General features: G+C 56.2%; 17 protein-coding genes and 1 other annotated feature. Of the genes, 14 read left to right on the forward strand and 3 right to left on the reverse strand.

What is annotated here, in order from left to right; all coding sequences use genetic code 11:
- The first annotated feature begins 178 nt into the window (after positions 1-178).
- Together sltY and trpR are read left to right on the forward strand one after the other, a co-directional pair.
- Positions 179-2,116: a murein transglycosylase gene (sltY, locus tag ACOQH0_RS03265; protein ID WP_421511532.1), complete on the forward strand. Its 1,938-nt coding sequence runs from the start codon at positions 179-181 to the stop codon at positions 2,114-2,116.
- A 55-nt stretch (positions 2,117-2,171) separates the two neighbouring features.
- Entirely contained in the window at positions 2,172-2,501 is a 330-nt protein-coding gene (trpR, locus tag ACOQH0_RS03270) for a trp operon repressor (protein WP_010427104.1), read from the forward strand.
- Positions 2,502-2,528: 27 nt separating this feature from the next.
- Here trpR and yjjX read toward each other — a convergent pair whose 3' ends face one another.
- Complete coding sequence (yjjX, locus tag ACOQH0_RS03275) at positions 2,529-3,044, reverse strand: inosine/xanthosine triphosphatase (RefSeq protein ID WP_010427103.1); 516 nt, start codon at positions 3,042-3,044, stop codon at positions 2,529-2,531.
- A gap of 49 nt (positions 3,045-3,093) precedes the next feature.
- Between yjjX and gpmB the strand changes: the two genes are divergently transcribed.
- Positions 3,094-3,741, forward strand: a complete 648-nt coding sequence (gene gpmB / locus ACOQH0_RS03280) for a 2,3-diphosphoglycerate-dependent phosphoglycerate mutase GpmB (RefSeq protein ID WP_008502057.1) — start codon at positions 3,094-3,096, stop codon at positions 3,739-3,741.
- Here gpmB and robA read toward each other — a convergent pair.
- Positions 3,738-4,607 carry an MDR efflux pump AcrAB transcriptional activator RobA gene (robA, locus tag ACOQH0_RS03285; RefSeq protein ID WP_010427100.1) on the reverse strand — a complete coding sequence of 290 codons (870 nt, stop codon included), beginning with the start codon at positions 4,605-4,607 and terminating at the stop codon, positions 3,738-3,740. The two genes, gpmB and robA, sit on opposite strands and share 4 nt — an antisense overlap.
- 211 nt (positions 4,608-4,818) lie before the next feature.
- Between robA and creA the strand changes: the two genes are divergently transcribed.
- From creA to creD, 4 genes are read left to right on the forward strand one after another with little or no spacing between them, the layout of a single operon-like run.
- Positions 4,819-5,289: a protein CreA gene (gene creA / locus ACOQH0_RS03290; RefSeq protein WP_010427098.1), complete on the forward strand. Its 471-nt coding sequence runs from the start codon at positions 4,819-4,821 to the stop codon at positions 5,287-5,289.
- Between the two features lie 14 nt (positions 5,290-5,303).
- Positions 5,304-5,993, forward strand: coding sequence for a two-component system response regulator CreB (creB, locus tag ACOQH0_RS03295; protein WP_421511534.1), 690 nt, complete (start codon positions 5,304-5,306; stop codon positions 5,991-5,993).
- The gene (gene creC / locus ACOQH0_RS03300; RefSeq protein WP_421511535.1) at positions 5,993-7,417 is read left to right on the forward strand and encodes a two-component system sensor histidine kinase CreC; all 1,425 of its coding nucleotides are present in this window, start codon (positions 5,993-5,995) and stop codon (positions 7,415-7,417) included. Before creB ends, creC begins: the two co-directional genes overlap by 1 nt.
- 59 nt (positions 7,418-7,476) lie before the next feature.
- Positions 7,477-8,826, forward strand: coding sequence for a cell envelope integrity protein CreD (gene creD / locus ACOQH0_RS03305; protein ID WP_010427093.1), 1,350 nt, complete (start codon positions 7,477-7,479; stop codon positions 8,824-8,826).
- A 44-nt stretch (positions 8,827-8,870) separates the two neighbouring features.
- On the opposite strand, the gene arcA is transcribed toward creD, so the two are convergent.
- Positions 8,871-9,587: a two-component system response regulator ArcA gene (gene arcA / locus ACOQH0_RS03310; RefSeq protein ID WP_003856501.1), complete on the reverse strand. Its 717-nt coding sequence runs from the start codon at positions 9,585-9,587 to the stop codon at positions 8,871-8,873.
- A gap of 95 nt (positions 9,588-9,682) precedes the next feature.
- On the opposite strand from arcA, the gene yjjY reads away from it, so the two are divergent.
- The 7 genes from yjjY to ACOQH0_RS03345 all read left to right on the forward strand — a co-directional run bounded on the left by yjjY (position 9,683) and on the right by ACOQH0_RS03345 (position 16,502).
- Entirely contained in the window at positions 9,683-9,823 is a 141-nt protein-coding gene (gene yjjY, locus ACOQH0_RS03315) for a protein YjjY (RefSeq protein WP_085928893.1), read from the forward strand.
- A gap of 399 nt (positions 9,824-10,222) precedes the next feature.
- Positions 10,223-10,909: a tRNA/rRNA methyltransferase gene (locus ACOQH0_RS03320; RefSeq protein WP_421511536.1), complete on the forward strand. Its 687-nt coding sequence runs from the start codon at positions 10,223-10,225 to the stop codon at positions 10,907-10,909.
- Positions 10,910-11,120: 211 nt separating this feature from the next.
- Complete coding sequence (gene thrL, locus ACOQH0_RS03325; RefSeq protein WP_015572623.1) at positions 11,121-11,189, forward strand: thr operon leader peptide; 69 nt, start codon at positions 11,121-11,123, stop codon at positions 11,187-11,189.
- Positions 11,128-11,245 (forward strand) — a sequence feature (Thr leader region). It overlaps the preceding gene by 62 nt.
- 24 nt (positions 11,246-11,269) lie before the next feature.
- Entirely contained in the window at positions 11,270-13,732 is a 2,463-nt protein-coding gene (gene thrA / locus ACOQH0_RS03330; RefSeq protein WP_421511537.1) for a bifunctional aspartate kinase/homoserine dehydrogenase I, read from the forward strand.
- A gap of 1 nt (position 13,733) precedes the next feature.
- Entirely contained in the window at positions 13,734-14,663 is a 930-nt protein-coding gene (thrB, locus tag ACOQH0_RS03335) for a homoserine kinase (RefSeq protein WP_010427087.1), read from the forward strand.
- 3 nt (positions 14,664-14,666) lie between these two features.
- Positions 14,667-15,953, forward strand: a complete 1,287-nt coding sequence (gene thrC, locus ACOQH0_RS03340; protein WP_420984822.1) for a threonine synthase — start codon at positions 14,667-14,669, stop codon at positions 15,951-15,953.
- 246 nt (positions 15,954-16,199) lie between these two features.
- Positions 16,200-16,502, forward strand: a complete 303-nt coding sequence (locus ACOQH0_RS03345; protein ID WP_089599221.1) for a DUF2502 domain-containing protein — start codon at positions 16,200-16,202, stop codon at positions 16,500-16,502.
- Positions 16,503-16,522 lie beyond the last annotated feature (20 nt).

The raw sequence follows: 16,522 nt of genomic DNA on the forward strand, positions 1-16,522 counted from the left end.
AGTGTAGCCTTTTTCATGCCCTAATCCCAGTCAGGAACGCCGGGAGTGTTAAAACGCGCAGGAAAGGTAAAAAAGTGTCCATAACGTGGCGCGTTGCAGGATGCCTGGTTAGCATAAGTGAATGCAACATTGACGTGGCAAGACGCTGCAACTAACGAAAAACAATGAGGAAGAGCTTGTGGAAAAAGCCAAACGGGTGGTCTGGCGTCTGCTGGCTGCCAGCGTATGCGTAATGGCGGTAAGCCAGGCGGTGCATGCCGATTCACTGGATGAACAACGTAACCGCTACGCCCAGATTAAACAGGCGTGGGACAACAAGCAGATGGATACCGTGCAGGCCCTGATGCCGACGCTAAAGGATTATCCGCTGTATCCGTATCTGGAGTACCGCCAGATAACCGACGATCTCATGAACCAACCCACCGTCACCGTGAACAACTTCATTAAGGCGAACCCGACCCTGCCGCCTGCCCGTAATCTCCAGTCTCGTTTTGTGAATGAGCTGGCGCGTCGTGAAGACTGGCGCGGGCTGCTGGCGTTTAGCCCGGAAAAACCGGGCACGACGGAAGCACAGTGTAATTACTACTACGCCAAATGGGCCACAGGGCAGCAGGAAGAGGCCTGGGTCGGTGCCAAAGATCTCTGGCTGACGGGCAAAAGCCAGCCTAACGCCTGTGATTCGCTCTTCGGAGCATGGCGCGCATCGGGCAAACAGGATCCGCTGGCTTATCTTGAACGCATTCGCCTGGCGATGAAGGCCGGGAACACGCGCCTGGTTACTGCGCTGGCGGGGCAGATGCCGTCCGACTATCAAACCATTTCGTCTGCCGTCATTGGGCTGGCAAACGATCCGAACAGCGTGCTGACCTTTGCCCGCAGTACGGGCGCGACAGATTTCACGCGACAAATGGCGGCGGTCGCCTTTACCAGCGTGGCGCGTGACGATGTGGAAAACGCGCGGCTGATGATCCCGCAGCTGGTGCAGGCGCAGCAGCTTAATGAAGAACAAACGCAGGAATTGCGCGACATCGTGGCGTGGCGACTGATGGGCACCGATGTGACCGACGAACAAGCGCGCTGGCGTGACGACGCGATCATGCGTTCAAACTCCACCTCGCTTGTCGAGCGCCGCGTGCGAATGGCGCTGGGCACGGGCGATCGTCGTGGGCTGAATACCTGGCTTGCGCGTCTGCCGATGGATGCCAAAGAGAAAGATGAATGGCGCTACTGGCAGGCCGACCTGCTGCTGGAGCGTGGCCGTGACGATGAGGCCAAAGCAATCCTCCACGCTCTGATGCAACAGCGCGGATTCTACCCGATGGCGGCGGCGCAGCGGCTGGGCGAGGAGTACACGCTTAAGATCGACAAAGCGCCCGCCAACGCGAACCCGGCGCTGACGCAGGGGCCGGAGATGGCGCGCGTGCGCGAGCTGATGTACTGGAATATGGACAACACCGCGCGCAGCGAGTGGGCGAATCTGGTCACCAGCCGCACCACCGACGAGAAAGCCCAGCTTGCCCGCTACGCGTTCGATAATCGCTGGTGGGATCTGAGCGTGCAGGCCACGATCGCCGGCAAGCTGTGGGATCATCTCGAAGAGCGTTTCCCGCTGGCGTACAAAGATCTGTTCGATCGTTATACCAGCGGCAAAGATATCCCTCAGAGCTATGCGATGGCGATTGCCCGTCAGGAGAGTGCCTGGAACCCGAAAGTGCGCTCCCCGGTGGGCGCCAGCGGCCTGATGCAGATCATGCCCGGCACCGCGACGCACACGGTGAAGATGTTCAACATCCCCGGTTACAGCAGCCCGTCGCAGCTGTTGGATCCGGATACCAACATCAACATCGGTACCAGCTATTTGCAGTACGTCTACCAGCAGTTCGGCAATAACCGCATCTTCTCTTCGGCGGCGTATAACGCGGGGCCGGGACGCGTGCGCACCTGGCTTGGGAACAGCGCCGGACGTATCGACGCGGTGGCGTTTGTCGAGAGCATCCCGTTCTCGGAAACGCGCGGCTACGTGAAGAATGTGCTGGCCTATGACGCCTACTATCGCTACTTCATGGGGCAGAAAGATACCCTGATGAGCGATGCCGAGTGGCAGAGGCGTTACTGATCGGCGCGGGTTGTGTTATGCTGTACTCGCTAATGAGTACAAGAGGCAGCATAACATGACCCAGCATTCCCCGTATTCCTCGGCAATGGCCGAACAACGTCATCAGGAGTGGCTTCGTTTTGTGGAGCTGCTTCGCCAGTCTTACGAGCAGGATTTGCACTTACCTCTCATGCAGCTGATGCTCACGCCGGACGAGCGTGAGGCGCTGGGCACGCGCGTGCGGATCATTGAGGAGCTGCTGCGCGGTGAGATGAGCCAGCGCGAGCTGAAAAATGAGCTCGGCGCGGGCATTGCAACGATCACCCGTGGCTCGAACAGCCTGAAGTCTGCGCCGGTTGAGCTGCGCCAGTGGCTGGAAGCGGTATTGCTGAAAAACGCCGGATGACGGCTACGCCTTATCCGGCCTGGAAACTTACCGATAAATCGCGTTATGGAACGGGCTTAACGCCAGAATTACCGCCTGGTGGTAAACGCCAGAACGCGTCAGCGCGCCTGCGGTAAAGACGCCAATCGCTCCTTCTTTACGGCCAATCTCATCGATGCCGGTGTACTGCGACATCACCGGCCCGAGCGCTTCACCCGCACGCACTTTTTCCAGAATGACTTCCGGCAGCGGCAGGGTGGCCGAGCGCGCTTCACCGCGCTGCTCGCGGCTTTCGATGACCACCCAGCTAAAGGTTGCGCCTTCGTCGATACCTGCTTCAATCGCCACCCAAAAGTCAGCATCCGGTGCTGCGGCCCTGGCGTTTGCCACGCGATTTCGTGCGCCAGCGCGCGTTTCCTCGCTGCCAAACGGCTGTTCAGGAACGCCACTCTCGACGCCGATGGCCTCAATATGGCAGGATCCTGCGCCGAAGATCTCGTCAAATGCCCTTAGAATTGCCTGAATTTTGGCAGGATTAGTGGTAGCAGAGACAACATGGTGCATAATTAAGCTCGATTCAAAAAAAACTCATCGCAGTATAACGGAAAAAAACATGTTACAGGTTTACCTTGTTCGCCACGGTGAAACGCAGTGGAACGCCGAGCGACGTATTCAAGGCCAGTCGGACAGTCCTCTCACCGAAAAGGGTGTGCAGCAAGCGTGGCAGGTGGCGGAACGCGCCAGAACGCTGGGCATTACTCACGTGATTACCAGCGATTTAGGTCGCACACAGCAGACGGCGCGCATCATCGCAGATGCCTGCGGCTGTGATGTCATGCTGGAGCCGCGCCTGCGCGAGCTGGATATGGGCGTGCTGGAAAAACGCCATATCGATACGCTGACGGAAACGGAAGAGGGCTGGCGTCGCACGCTGGTGAACGGTACCGAAGATGGCCGTATTCCGGAAGGGGAATCCATGCAGGAGCTGAGCGTGCGTATGCATGCCGCACTGGCGGAATGCCTGAAGCTCCCGGCGGGAAGCCGTCCGCTGCTGGTGAGTCACGGGATTGCGTTGGGCTGCCTGGTAAGCACCATTCTGGGGTTACCGGCTTACGCTGAGCGCCGTTTGCGTCTGCGCAACTGCTCCATTTCCCGAATTGATTATCAGGAAAGCGCATGGCTGGCGTCGGGCTGGGTAGTGGAGATGGCAGGGGACATTTCGCATCTCGATGCCCCTGCGCTTGACGAACTGCAGCGTTAACGGCGGATAGGAATCAAAAATTCCATACGCAGATTGATTGGGCCTTCTTCCGGTTTGGCATCCTGCGCCGGGTAGTAGCGCTCAATGTCCTGACCTTTACGGCGATTAAGATTCAGCATTGGCATGCAGGTCCCGTAAACGGTCAGGATAAACTCCTGAACGCCCGTTCCCAGCCCTTCATACGAGAACATCACGTACTCGCCGCCTTCCAGCACGACCGGTTTCGAACCCTGAATATAACCATTCGCCATCTCTGGCGTCAGCGCGGTGGTGTAGAACACCTCCTGCTCGTCGTCTTTTTCCTGGCTTGGGCGCGTTTCGTTGAGACCATACAGAATCGGCGGGATTGCCGGTGCATGGCTCAGGAAGTCGCGCCAGAACTGGACGCGCATTTGATGACGGAACTCAGAAATCTGCTCCAGAGAACAGGAGTAGCTCTGGGTTGTGCCGATCAGATGGGTTTCCGGCAGCGCGACAATTTCATATTTCGGCATCGCGAACTCGCCCAGACGCAGCGGCGGACGCATGCCAAACGAGCTCCAGTCAGGCGAACGACGATAAAGCGCTGGCGTCAACGAGAACTGTTTTTTAAAAGCGCGGGTGAACGTTTGCTGCGAATCAAAACGATACTGCAGGGCAATATCCAGAATCGGCCGCGCGGTCAGGCGCAATGCCACAGCAGATTTAGATAAACGACGTGCGCGAATATAGGCACCGATAGCATGACCGGTGACATCCTTGAACATCCTTTGCAGATGCCACTTGGAATAGCCTGCTTTAGCCGCCACATTATCCAGTGACAAAGGCTGGTCGAGATGACCTTCCAGCCAGGTTAGCAGGTCGCGAATAATTCCAGCCTGATCCATATACTATCCTCATCCTTAAAACAGCAGGTGCCTGATAACAGGTTAGCGGATAATAGCATTTTTTGATGTTTTAGCATTCAGTGTTTTTTTTGCGCATTAATGCCTTTTACGGCTCGTTTTGGGCGAATATATTCTAATCCTGTGATCTTGCTACATTTTTGTCTAAAGTATTGAATAATCGCCCAGTGCAATTTTAAAGAATGGTAACAATATGAAATACAAGACTTTGATCTTCACCGCGTTGCTGCTGATGGTTGGCCGCGCCGCGCAGGCGGAACAGATTGGTTCCGTCGATACCGTGTTCAAAATGTTTGGTCCGGACCACAAAATCGTGGTGGAGGCGTTTGACGATCCGGATGTGAAAAACGTCACCTGCTACGTGAGCCGCGCGAAAACGGGCGGTATCAAAGGCGGGCTGGGGCTGGCGGAAGATACTTCCGATGCGGCGATCTCCTGCCAGCAGGTGGGGCCGGTTGAGCTGAGCGATAAAATTAAAAACGGCAAAGCGCAGGGCGACGTGGTTTTCCAGAAACGGACCTCGCTGGTGTTTAAAAAGCTGCAGGTAGTGCGCTTCTATGATGCCAAACGCAACACCCTGGCATACCTGGCCTATTCCGACAAAGTGGTGGAAGGCTCGCCGAAAAACGCGATCAGCGCGGTGCCGATTATGCCGTGGCATTAATTCAGGGATGAACCATGCAACAACCTGTGGTCTGGCTGGTTGAAGATGAAACCAGTATCGCCGATACGCTGATCTACATGCTTCAGCAGGAAGGATTTGCGGTAACGGCGTTTGAGCGCGGTTTACCGGTGCTGGAGGCAGCGCGGCGGCAGGCTCCGGCGCTCGCCATTCTGGACGTCGGGCTGCCGGACATCAGCGGCTTTGAGCTGTGCCGCCAGCTGCTGGCCCAGCATCCGTCACTGCCGGTGCTGTTTCTGACGGCGCGCAGCGATGAAGTGGATAAACTCCTCGGCCTGGAAATGGGCGCTGACGACTACGTTGCCAAGCCTTTCTCCCCATGGGAAGTATGCGCCCGGGTAAGGACAATTTTACGGCGGATGCAAAAATCGGCTGCACCTGCTGACATCGTCCGAATCGGGCAGTTTGAGCTGAATGAGCCAGCCGCGCGGATTAGCTGGTGCGGTGAAGCACTGCCCCTGACCCGCTATGAATTCTTGCTGCTCAAAACCTTGTTACAGGACCCCGGACGGGTCTTTTCTCGTCAGCAGCTCATGGACAAGGTATGGGGTGAAGACGGCGACAGTTTCGACCGCACCGTGGACACCCACATCAAAACCCTGCGCGCCAAGCTGCGGGCGGTAAACGAGGAACTTTCACCCATCAGCACCCATCGCGGTATGGGCTACAGTCTGGGCCTTTACTGATGCGCATTGGGATGCGGTTATTGCTGGGGTACTTCCTGATCGTGGCCATCGCCGCGTGGTTTGTGCTGTCGATCTTTGTTCAGGAAGTAAAGCCCGGCGTGCGCAGGGCAACCGAGGGCACGTTAATCGATACTGCGACCTTACTCGCCGAAGTCGGGCGTGAGGATCTCCTTTCGGGCAATGCGCAGCAGGGCAAACTGGCACAGGCCTTTTCTCAGCTTCATCAGCGCCCTTTCCGCGCCAATATCGGCGGCATTCATAAAGTGCGTAACGAGTATCACGTCTACATGACCGATGCGCAGGGCAGAGTGGTGTTTGATTCCGCCGGTCTGGCCGTGGGGAAAGATTACTCGCGCTGGAACGATGTCTGGCTGACGCTTCGCGGTGAATACGGCGCGCGCAGCACCCAGAGCCATCCCGACGATCCGGAGAGCACGGTGATGTATGTTGCCGCGCCAGTTGTGGAGCAGGGCAAGATGATCGGCGTGCTGTCGGTCGGGAAACCTAACAGCGCGATGGCACCGGTTATCCATCGCAGCGAGCGAAGGATCCTGTGGGCAGGCGGAGCGCTGCTCGGCATTGCCCTGCTGATCGGTCTTCTTGTCGCCTGGTGGATCAATCGTTCTATCAGTACGTTATCGCGCTATGCCGACTCGGTGACCACGGATATGCCTCTCCCGCTGCCTAATCCAGGCAGCAGCGAACTGCACAAGCTGGCCCAGGCGCTGGAGAATATGCGCATTCGCCTGGAAGGGAAAAACTACATTGAACACTATGTTCATGCGCTGACCCACGAGCTGAAAAGCCCCATCGCCGCGATACGCGGCGCGGCGGAAATTCTCGCCGAGCAGCCGCCGCCGCAGGTGGCTGCGCGGTTTATCGATAATATTCTGGTGCAAAACGCGCGCATGCAGTCGCTGGTCGAAAAGCTGCTTACCCAGGCGCGGCTTGAAAATCGGGTCGAGATCGTGCCGGTCAGCGTCGACGTCGACACGCTATTTACCCGTCTGGCCGACGCGCGTTCGGCGGTTCTGACAGCGAAAAATATCACGCTGACGATCCAAAGCACCTCTCTGTGTGTTGCGGGCGATCCCGAACTGCTCGAACAGGCTCTGGGTAATTTGCTGGATAACGCTATCGACTTCACGCCGCCCGGCGGGGCTATTGCACTGGCCGCGTATGAAGCGCAAACGCAGGTCCTGCTCACGGTGACCGATAGCGGAAGCGGTATCCCGGATTATGCGCTGGAGCGTATTTTTGAGCGCTTTTATTCCCTGCCGCGCGAGAACGGGTTGAAGAGCAGCGGACTCGGGCTGGCGTTTGTCCAGGAGGTGGCGCGTCTGCATCAGGGAGCGATTACATTGCGTAATCTCGATGAAGGTGGCGTGATGGCCACGCTGGCACTTCACCGTCCCTTCACATAGCTTCAAACTGACCCCACACAGCCTGGTTACGCTCTCCTCATCACAAAGGAGACGTAACGATGAAATCCCCCCTGTTCTGGAAAGTAAGCACCCTGCTGGGGTGCATCCTGCTGCTGTTAGTCCCGCTGTTTATGGTCAGTAACCTCATTTCAGAGCGTGAAAGCTATCGTAACGATGTCGAAAATACGCTTCGGCAGAGCACCAGCGGACCGCAAAAACTGGTCGGCCCGCTGATTGCCATTCCGGTGACGGAGATTTTTTACAAGCTGGAGGACGAGAAGAAGGTCGAATACAAGAAAAGCTATATGCATTTCATTCTGCCGGACTCTCTGGTTGTGGAAGGGAACCAGCGCGTGGAGTCCCGAAATATTGGCATCTACGATGGGCAAATCTGGAACACTGACCTGAAGATAAAAGCGCAGTTTAATACCGAAGAGCTGAAGCAGTTGAAAGGGGAAACGATCGCGACAGGGCAGCCGTTTATCGTGACGGGCGTTGGCGACGCGCGGGGTATTGGCACGGTCAGTATCTCTAAAATCAATGGTGAGACGCTAAGCGTGGAACCCGGTTCAGGTGTCTACGGGGCGCTTGCAGGGATCCACATCCCGCTGACCGACAACGCGCTGGAAGCCAAAACGTTTGCACTTGAGATGTCACTCAATCTGGCGGGAACCGGCAGTTTTGCGGTGGTACCGGTAGGGCGTAATAGCGAAATGACGCTCAACAGCAACTGGCCGCATCCGGGCTTTATGGGCAACTATCTGCCGGTTAAGCACAAAATTGGCGAGTCTGGTTTCCAGGCGAACTGGAAGAGCAGCTGGTTTGCGAACAACCTTGAGAGCTGGTTCAGCGGGAGCGAATCGCCATCATGGGAGTCGATCCCCGCCTTTAGCGTCACGGTAGCCACGCCCGCCGATCAGTATCAGCTGACTGACCGGGCGATCAAGTACGCCATTTTGCTGATTGCGCTGACGTTTATGGCCTTCTTTGTCTTCGAAACCTTAACCGGGCTGCGCCTGCACCCAATGCAGTACCTGCTGGTGGGGTTGTCGCTGGTGCTGTTCTATCTGGTGTTGCTGGCGCTGTCTGAACACGTTGGGTTTACGCCAGCCTGGGTTGTTGCAAGTCTGGTGGGCGCAGCGATGAACGGAATGTACCTGCAGGCCGTGCTGAAAAGCTGGAAGCGCAGCGGGCTATTTGTGCTGGCCTTGCTGGGGCTGGACGTGGTGATGTGGTTCCTGCTGCGCTCGGAGGACAGCGCGCTGCTGTTGGGGTCAGCGGTTCTCGCGCTGGCGCTGTTCGCCGTCATGTACCTGACCCGTCATTTCGACTGGTACTCGCTCTCTCAGCCGAAGCAACCTGAGCCACCCGCAGCACCGGATGACGATACGATGCGGATCTGGAAATAAAAAAAACGGCGCAAATGCGCCGTTTTAATGCGTTAACTGCGGGATTACTCCTGCAGATCGCCGCAGAAACGGTACCCTTCGCCGTGGATCGTAGCGATGATTTCCGGTGTATCTGGCGTAGATTCGAAATGCTTACGAATACGACGGATGGTCACGTCTACGGTACGGTCATGCGGCTTCAGCTCGCGACCGGTCATTTTCTTCAGCAGTTCTGCACGGGACTGAATTTTGCCCGGGTTTTCGCAGAAGTGCAGCATCGCGCGGAATTCACTGCGCGGCAGTTTATACTGCTCACCGTTCGGGCTGATCAGTGAACGGCTATTGATATCAAGTTCCCAGCCGTTGAATTTGTAGCTGTCTACGCTACGACGCTCTTCGCTGACCGTTCCCAGGTTCATGGTGCGGGACAGCAGGTTGCGTGCACGAATGGTTAACTCGCGTGGATTAAACGGTTTGGTGATGTAGTCATCCGCACCGATTTCCAGGCCAAGAATTTTATCAACTTCGTTGTCACGGCCTGTCAGGAACATTAACGCGACGTTCGCCTGTTCACGCAGTTCGCGTGCCAGAAGAAGGCCGTTTTTGCCTGGCAGGTTAATGTCCATAATGACCAGGTTGATATCATTTTCAGAAAGGATCTGATGCATCTCTGCGCCATCGGTCGCTTCAAAGACATCGTAGCCTTCTGCTTCGAAAATGCTCTTTAACGTGTTGCGTGTTACCAACTCGTCTTCAACGATAAGAATGTGCGGGGTCTGCATGTTTGCTACCTAAATTGCCAACTAAATCGAAACAGGAAGTACAAAAGTCCCTGACCTGCCTGATGCATGTCGCAAATTAACATGATCGGCTTAACGTGACTAAAGTACGTAATTGCGTTCTTGATGCACTTTCCATCAACGTCAACAACATCATTAGCTTGGTCTTGGGTACTTTCCCTTTGGACCCGACAGTGTCAAAAACGGCTGTCATCCTAACCATTTTAACAGCAACATAACAGGCTAAGTGACACCGGACACCCAATAAAACTACGCTTCGTTGACATATATCAAGTTCAATTGTAGCACGTTAACAGTTTGATGAAATCATCGTATCCGAATGCTAGCCTTTGTCACAAATTTTCAATAAACCAACTAGTTGCGGACATTGATTGATAAACAATACGAATCCAATTAAGAATAGGCATTCACACAGTCATTATCATTATAAAACATAGGGATAATATCTGTCTGTTAACATTCTAACTGATTGTTCAGCCACAAAATAGTTTAGCGTTTTTAATTTGTTATGAAACGCTATTTCGGTGATTTGTGTTGCAATTTTGTAAATTCGTGCTGCGTAATATGTTGAGGCGCATCACATTTTTACCCGCTAACTGCTTAAAAAGAGAGCATAAATGCATCTGTCGATTGTGCTGGTGGCCCCAGCAAGACCCGAAAACATAGGCGCTGCGGCGCGTGCCATGAAGACCATGGGTTTTACCGATTTACGTATTGTGGACAGCGCCGCGCACCTGGAGCCTGCGGCACGTTGGGTCGCGCACGGCTCGGGAGATATTCTCGATAATATAACCACTTACGCTACGCTTGCTGATGCGCTGCACGACATTTCCTTTACCGTTGCGACTACGGCGCGCAGCCGGGCGAAGTTTCATTACTACGCCACGCCCGCTGAGCTGGTGCCGATGCTGAAAGAGAAAAGCCAATGGCTGGAGAAAGCCGCGCTGGTGTTTGGGCGTGAAGATTCCGGGCTGACCAATGAAGAGCTGGAACTCGCGGATGTGCTGACAGGCGCGCCGATGGTTGCAGATTATCCTTCACTCAATTTAGGCCAGGCGGTGATGGTCTATTGCTATCAATTAGCATCCTTAATACAAATTTCGCAGCCGCCTGTTACAGGCACCGATGAAAACCAGCTGTCTGCACTTCGCGCGCGCGTGGAAAACATGCTCATGCAGCTGGGTGTGGCTGACGATCAAAAAATGGTCGACTGGCTACAGCAGCGTTTGGGCCGTCTTGAGCAACGCGACACGGCAATGCTGCACCGTTTGCTGCACGATATTGAAAAAAAATTGGCCGAGTAAAGTGCTGCCATACATTTTTATTATGGTGTAATCATCTGATGCTAAGGGTTGCTTTTGGGGTAATCGGATGAAAATAAATCCGACGGCAGCGGGACGTGAGAGTCCTCCGAATTGTGATCAAATTAAAAATTCGTTGACTTAAGGTGCCCGATCCTTTAACCCTAAAAGAATACAGCACAGACAGATAATAATGACAGAGTACACAACATCCATGAAACGCATCAGCATCACCACCATTACCACAACCATCATCATTACCACGGGTAACGATGCGGGCTGACGCGTACAGGAAAAACAAAAAAAAGCCCGCACCTAGACAGTGCGGGCTTTTTTTTCGGCTAAAGGAAACGAGGTAGAACCATGCGAGTGTTGAAGTTCGGCGGTACATCAGTGGCAAATGCAGAACGTTTTCTGCGTGTTGCCGATATCCTGGAAAGCAACGCCAGGCAGGGGCAGGTTGCTACCGTGCTCTCTGCCCCGGCAAAAATCACGAACCATCTGGTGGCGATGATTGAAAAAACCATCGGTGGCCAGGATGCACTCCCGAACATCAGCGACGCCGAGCGTATCTTCGCCGACCTTCTGCAAGGGCTTGCAGAGGCGCTGCCCGGCTTCCCGCACGCTCAGCTGAAGTCCTTCGTTGAGCAGGAATTTGCGCAAATCAAACACGTCCTGCACGGCATCAGCCTCCTCGGCCAGTGCCCGGACAGCATCAACGCGGCGCTGATCTGCCGGGGCGAAAAACTCTCAATCGCCATCATGGCGGGCGTGCTGGAAGCGCGCGGCCATAACGTGACCGTGATCGACCCGGTTGAAAAACTGCTGGCGGTGGGCCACTACCTCGAATCCACCGTTGATATTGCCGAATCAACCCGCCGTATCGCCGCGAGCAAAATCCCGTCTGACCACATGATCCTGATGGCAGGTTTCACCGCCGGTAACGAGAAGGGCGAGCTGGTGGTGCTGGGCCGTAACGGCTCCGACTACTCCGCCGCCGTGCTGGCCGCCTGTTTACGCGCAGACTGTTGTGAGATCTGGACTGATGTTGACGGCGTCTATACCTGCGACCCGCGCCAGGTTCCGGACGCCAGGCTGCTCAAGTCGATGTCGTACCAGGAAGCGATGGAACTTTCCTACTTCGGCGCTAAAGTGCTTCACCCGCGTACCATCTCTCCGATTGCTCAGTTCCAGATCCCTTGCCTGATTAAAAACACCGGTAACCCGCAGGCGCCGGGTACGCTGATTGGCGCGAGTACCGATGAAGACGGTCTGCCGGTGAAAGGTATCTCCAACCTCAACAACATGGCGATGTTCAGCGTCTCCGGCCCGGGGATGAAAGGGATGGTCGGCATGGCGGCGCGCGTCTTTGCAGCCATGTCCCGCAACGGTATCTCAGTGGTGCTGATCACCCAGTCCTCTTCCGAATACAGCATCAGCTTCTGCGTGCCGCAGGCGGATTGCCTGCGCGCCCGTCGCGCGCTGGAGGAAGAGTTCTATCTGGAGCTGAAAGAGGAACTGCTGGAGCCGCTGTTCATTCAGGAGCGCCTGGCGGTTATCTCAGTCGTCGGTGACGGCATGCGCACGTTGCGCGGCATCTCCGCTAAATTCTTTGCCGCGCTGGCGCGCGCCAATATCAACATCGTGGCGATTGCGCAGGGCTCGTCTGAGCGTTCGATTTCCGTTGTCGTGGACAACGATGACGCCACCACCGGCGTGCGCGTCGTTCACCAGATGCTGTTCAACACCGACCAGGTGATCGAGCTTTTCCTGATTGGCGTGGGTGGCGTAGGCGGCGCGCTGCTGAAGCAGGTGAAGCGTCAGCAGGAGTGGCTGAAGAAGAAACATATCGATTTGCGCGTCTGCGGGATTGCCAACTCCAGAGCGTTGCTGACCAACGTTCACGGTCTGAACCTGGAAAACTGGCAGGCCGAGATGAACGAGGCGAAAGAGCCGTTCAACCTGGGCCGCCTGATCCGTCTGGTGAAAGAGTATCACCTGCTTAACCCGGTGATTGTTGACTGTACCTCCAACCAGGCGGTGGCCGATCAGTACGCCGACTTCCTGCGCGAAGGTTTCCACGTGGTGACGCCAAACAAAAAGGCCAACACCTCGTCGATGGATTACTATCACCAGCTGCGTCTGGCGGCGAGCAAGTCGCGCCGCAAGTTCCTGTACGACACCAACGTGGGCGCGGGGCTGCCGGTTATCGAAAACCTGCAAAACCTGCTCAACGCGGGCGATGAACTGCAGCGTTTCTCCGGCATTCTCTCCGGCTCGCTGTCCTTTATCTTCGGCAAGCTGGATGAGGGGATGAGCCTGTCGGAAGCCACTCGCGCAGCGCGCGAGCTGGGCTATACCGAGCCGGATCCGCGTGACGACCTTTCCGGGATGGACGTGGCGCGCAAGCTGCTGATCCTCGTGCGTGAAACGGGCCGCGAGCTTGAGCTTTCGGATATCGTGATTGAGCCGGTGCTGCCAGCAGAGTTTGATGACGGCGGTGACGTCAGCGCCTTTATGGCGAATTTGCCGCAGCTTGACGATGCTTTTGCCGCCCGTGTGGCGAAAGCCCGTGATGAAGGTAAGGTATTGCGCTATGTTGGCAACATTGAAGAAGATGGCGTGTGCCGGGTGAAGATTGCCGAAGTGGATGGCAACGATCCGCTGTACAAAGTCAAAAACGGCGAGAATGCGTTGGCGTTCTACAGCCACTATTATCAGCCATTGCCGCTGGTGCTTCGCGGCTATGGCGCAGGGAACGATGTTACGGCGGCGGGTGTGTTTGCCGATCTGCTGCGTACCCTGTCATGGAAGTTAGGAGTTTAACATGGTCAAAGTTTATGCCCCGGCTTCCAGCGCCAATATGAGCGTCGGATTTGACGTGCTGGGCGCGGCGGTCACGCCGGTGGATGGTTCGCTGCTGGGCGATACGGTTACGGTGGAAGCGGCAGACAGCTTCAGCCTGAATAACGTGGGCCGCTTCGCCAGCAAGCTGCCGTCTGAGCCGCGCGAAAATATCGTTTATCAGTGCTGGGAACGCTTCTGTCAGGAGATCGGCAAAAACGTGCCGGTCGCCATGACGCTGGAAAAAAGTATGCCGATTGGCTCAGGCCTGGGCTCCAGCGCGTGTTCCGTGGTCGCCGCGCTGGTGGCGATGAACGAGCACTGCGGCAAGCCGCTGAACAACAGTCGTCTGCTGGGGCTGATGGGCGAGCTGGAAGGGCGTATCTCTGGCAGCATTCATTATGACAACGTGGCGCCGTGCTTCCTCGGCGGCATGCAGCTGATGATCGAAGAAAATGGCATCATCAGCCAGCAGGTGCCAGGGTTTGATGAGTGGCTGTGGGTGCTGGCCTATCCGGGTATTAAGGTCTCTACCGCGGAAGCGCGTGCGATCCTGCCTGCGCAGTATCGTCGTCAGGACTGTATCGCCCACGGGCGTCACCTGGCGGGCTTTATCCACGCCTGCTACACCCGTCAGCCGCAGCTGGCGGCGAAGCTGATGAAAGACGTCATTGCCGAGCCGTACCGTACGAAGCTGCTGCCCGGCTTTAACGAGGCGCGACAGGCCTCGATGGATATCGGCGCGCAGGCGTGCGGCATCTCCGGCTCCGGCCCGACGCTGTTCGCCCTGTGCGACAAGCCAGACACCGCGCAGCGCGTGGCGGACTGGCTCTCTAAACACTACCTGCAAAATCAGGAAGGCTTTGTTCATATTTGCCGTCTGGACACGGCTGGCGCACGAGTACTGGGATAATTAATGAAACTCTACAACCTTAAAGATCATAACGAGCAGGTCAGCTTCGCGCAGGCGGTAACGCAGGGGCTGGGCAAAAATCAGGGGCTGTTTTTCCCCCATGACCTGCCGGAATTTCAGCTGACCGACATCGACGAACTGCTGAAGCAGGACTTTGTCACCCGCAGCACTAAAATTCTGTCGGCGTTTATCGGCGACGAAATCCCGCAGGAGTTGCTGGAAGAGCGCGTGCGTGCGGCGTTTGCTTTCCCGGCACCGGTGAAGCAGGTTGAGCCTGACGTTGGCTGCCTGGAGCTGTTCCACGGCCCGACGCTGGCGTTCAAAGACTTCGGTGGCCGCTTCATGGCGCAGATGCTGACCCACATCAGCGGCGACAAACCGGTGACCATCCTGACCGCAACATCCGGCGATACCGGTGCGGCGGTGGCTCACGCGTTCTACGGACTGAAAAACGTCCGCGTAGTGATCCTCTACCCGAAAGGCAAAATCAGCCCGCTGCAGGAAAAACTGTTCTGTACGCTCGGCGGCAACATTGAAACCGTGGCGATTGACGGCGATTTCGATGCCTGCCAGGCGCTGGTCAAACAGGCCTTCGACGACGAAGAGCTGAAGGTCGCCCTGGGGCTGAACTCAGCTAACTCCATCAACATCAGCCGTCTGCTGGCGCAGATTTGCTACTACTTCGAAGCGGTGGCGCAGCTGCCGCAGGAAGCACGCAACCAGCTGGTGGTTTCCGTACCAAGCGGTAACTTCGGCGACCTGACGGCGGGCCTGCTGGCGAAATCTCTGGGTCTGCCGGTGAAACGCTTTATCGCCGCCACCAACGCCAACGACACCGTGCCGCGCTTCCTGAAAGACGGGAAGTGGGCGCCGAACGCCACGCAGGCGACACTCTCTAACGCAATGGATGTATCGCAGCCAAACAACTGGCCGCGCGTGGAAGAGCTGTTCCGCCGTAAGATCTGGCGTCTGGGTGACCTGGGCTACGCCGCGGTGACGGATGAAACCACCAAAGCGACCATGCGCGAGCTGAAAGCTGTGGGTTATACCTCTGAACCGCACGCGGCGATTGCTTACCGCGCGCTGCGCGATCAGCTCAATCCAGGTGAATATGGCCTGTTCCTGGGCACTGCGCATCCGGCGAAGTTCAAAGAGAGCGTGGAAGAGATCCTGGGCGAAACGCTGTCGCTGCCGAAAGAGCTGGCCGAGCGTGCCGACCTGCCGCTGCTGTCTCATGAATTGCCGGCAGATTTTGCCGCGCTGCGTAAGTTGATGATGGTTCGAGCGTGATTTTTGTCGGGTGGCGGCTACGCCTTACCCGACCTACAACGGCTCAGAACGTAGGCCGGGTAAGGCGTAGCCGATACCCGGCTTTTTTATGGAGAAATTAAGGAGAAAAAAAGCAGGAAAAAAGTAGAAATTCCCAATAAATGCGGTCACTTAGCGTTTAGGATTGCAGAGAATAACATCCCCCGTTCCCCTCGCGTAATCTCCTTACATCGGCCCACGTTGGGCAAGTATAAGAAGGAGTCACCTATGTCTACCCTGAAACCCGCACTCATCGCGCTTTCACTGATGCTGGTCGCTCCCATGGCGGTACAGGCATCCGAAATCACCCTCGTCCCTGCGGTAAAACTGCAGATTGGCGACCAGGATAACAACGGACATTACTGGGACGGCGGCCGCTGGCGCGACCACGACTGGTGGAAGGCGCACTATGACTGGCGCGATAACCACTGGCGTCCGCATGATGAAAAGCGTAAGCATGACAATCGCCATGATGACCATCACCACGATGACCGCCGCGACGACCGCGGCCCGGACTGGAAACACCATTAATGCAAAACCCCGCCAGCTGG

Source organism: Enterobacter sp. JS8-1 (assembly GCF_049187015.1).
GTDB classification, from domain to species: domain Bacteria; phylum Pseudomonadota; class Gammaproteobacteria; order Enterobacterales; family Enterobacteriaceae; genus Enterobacter; species Enterobacter mori.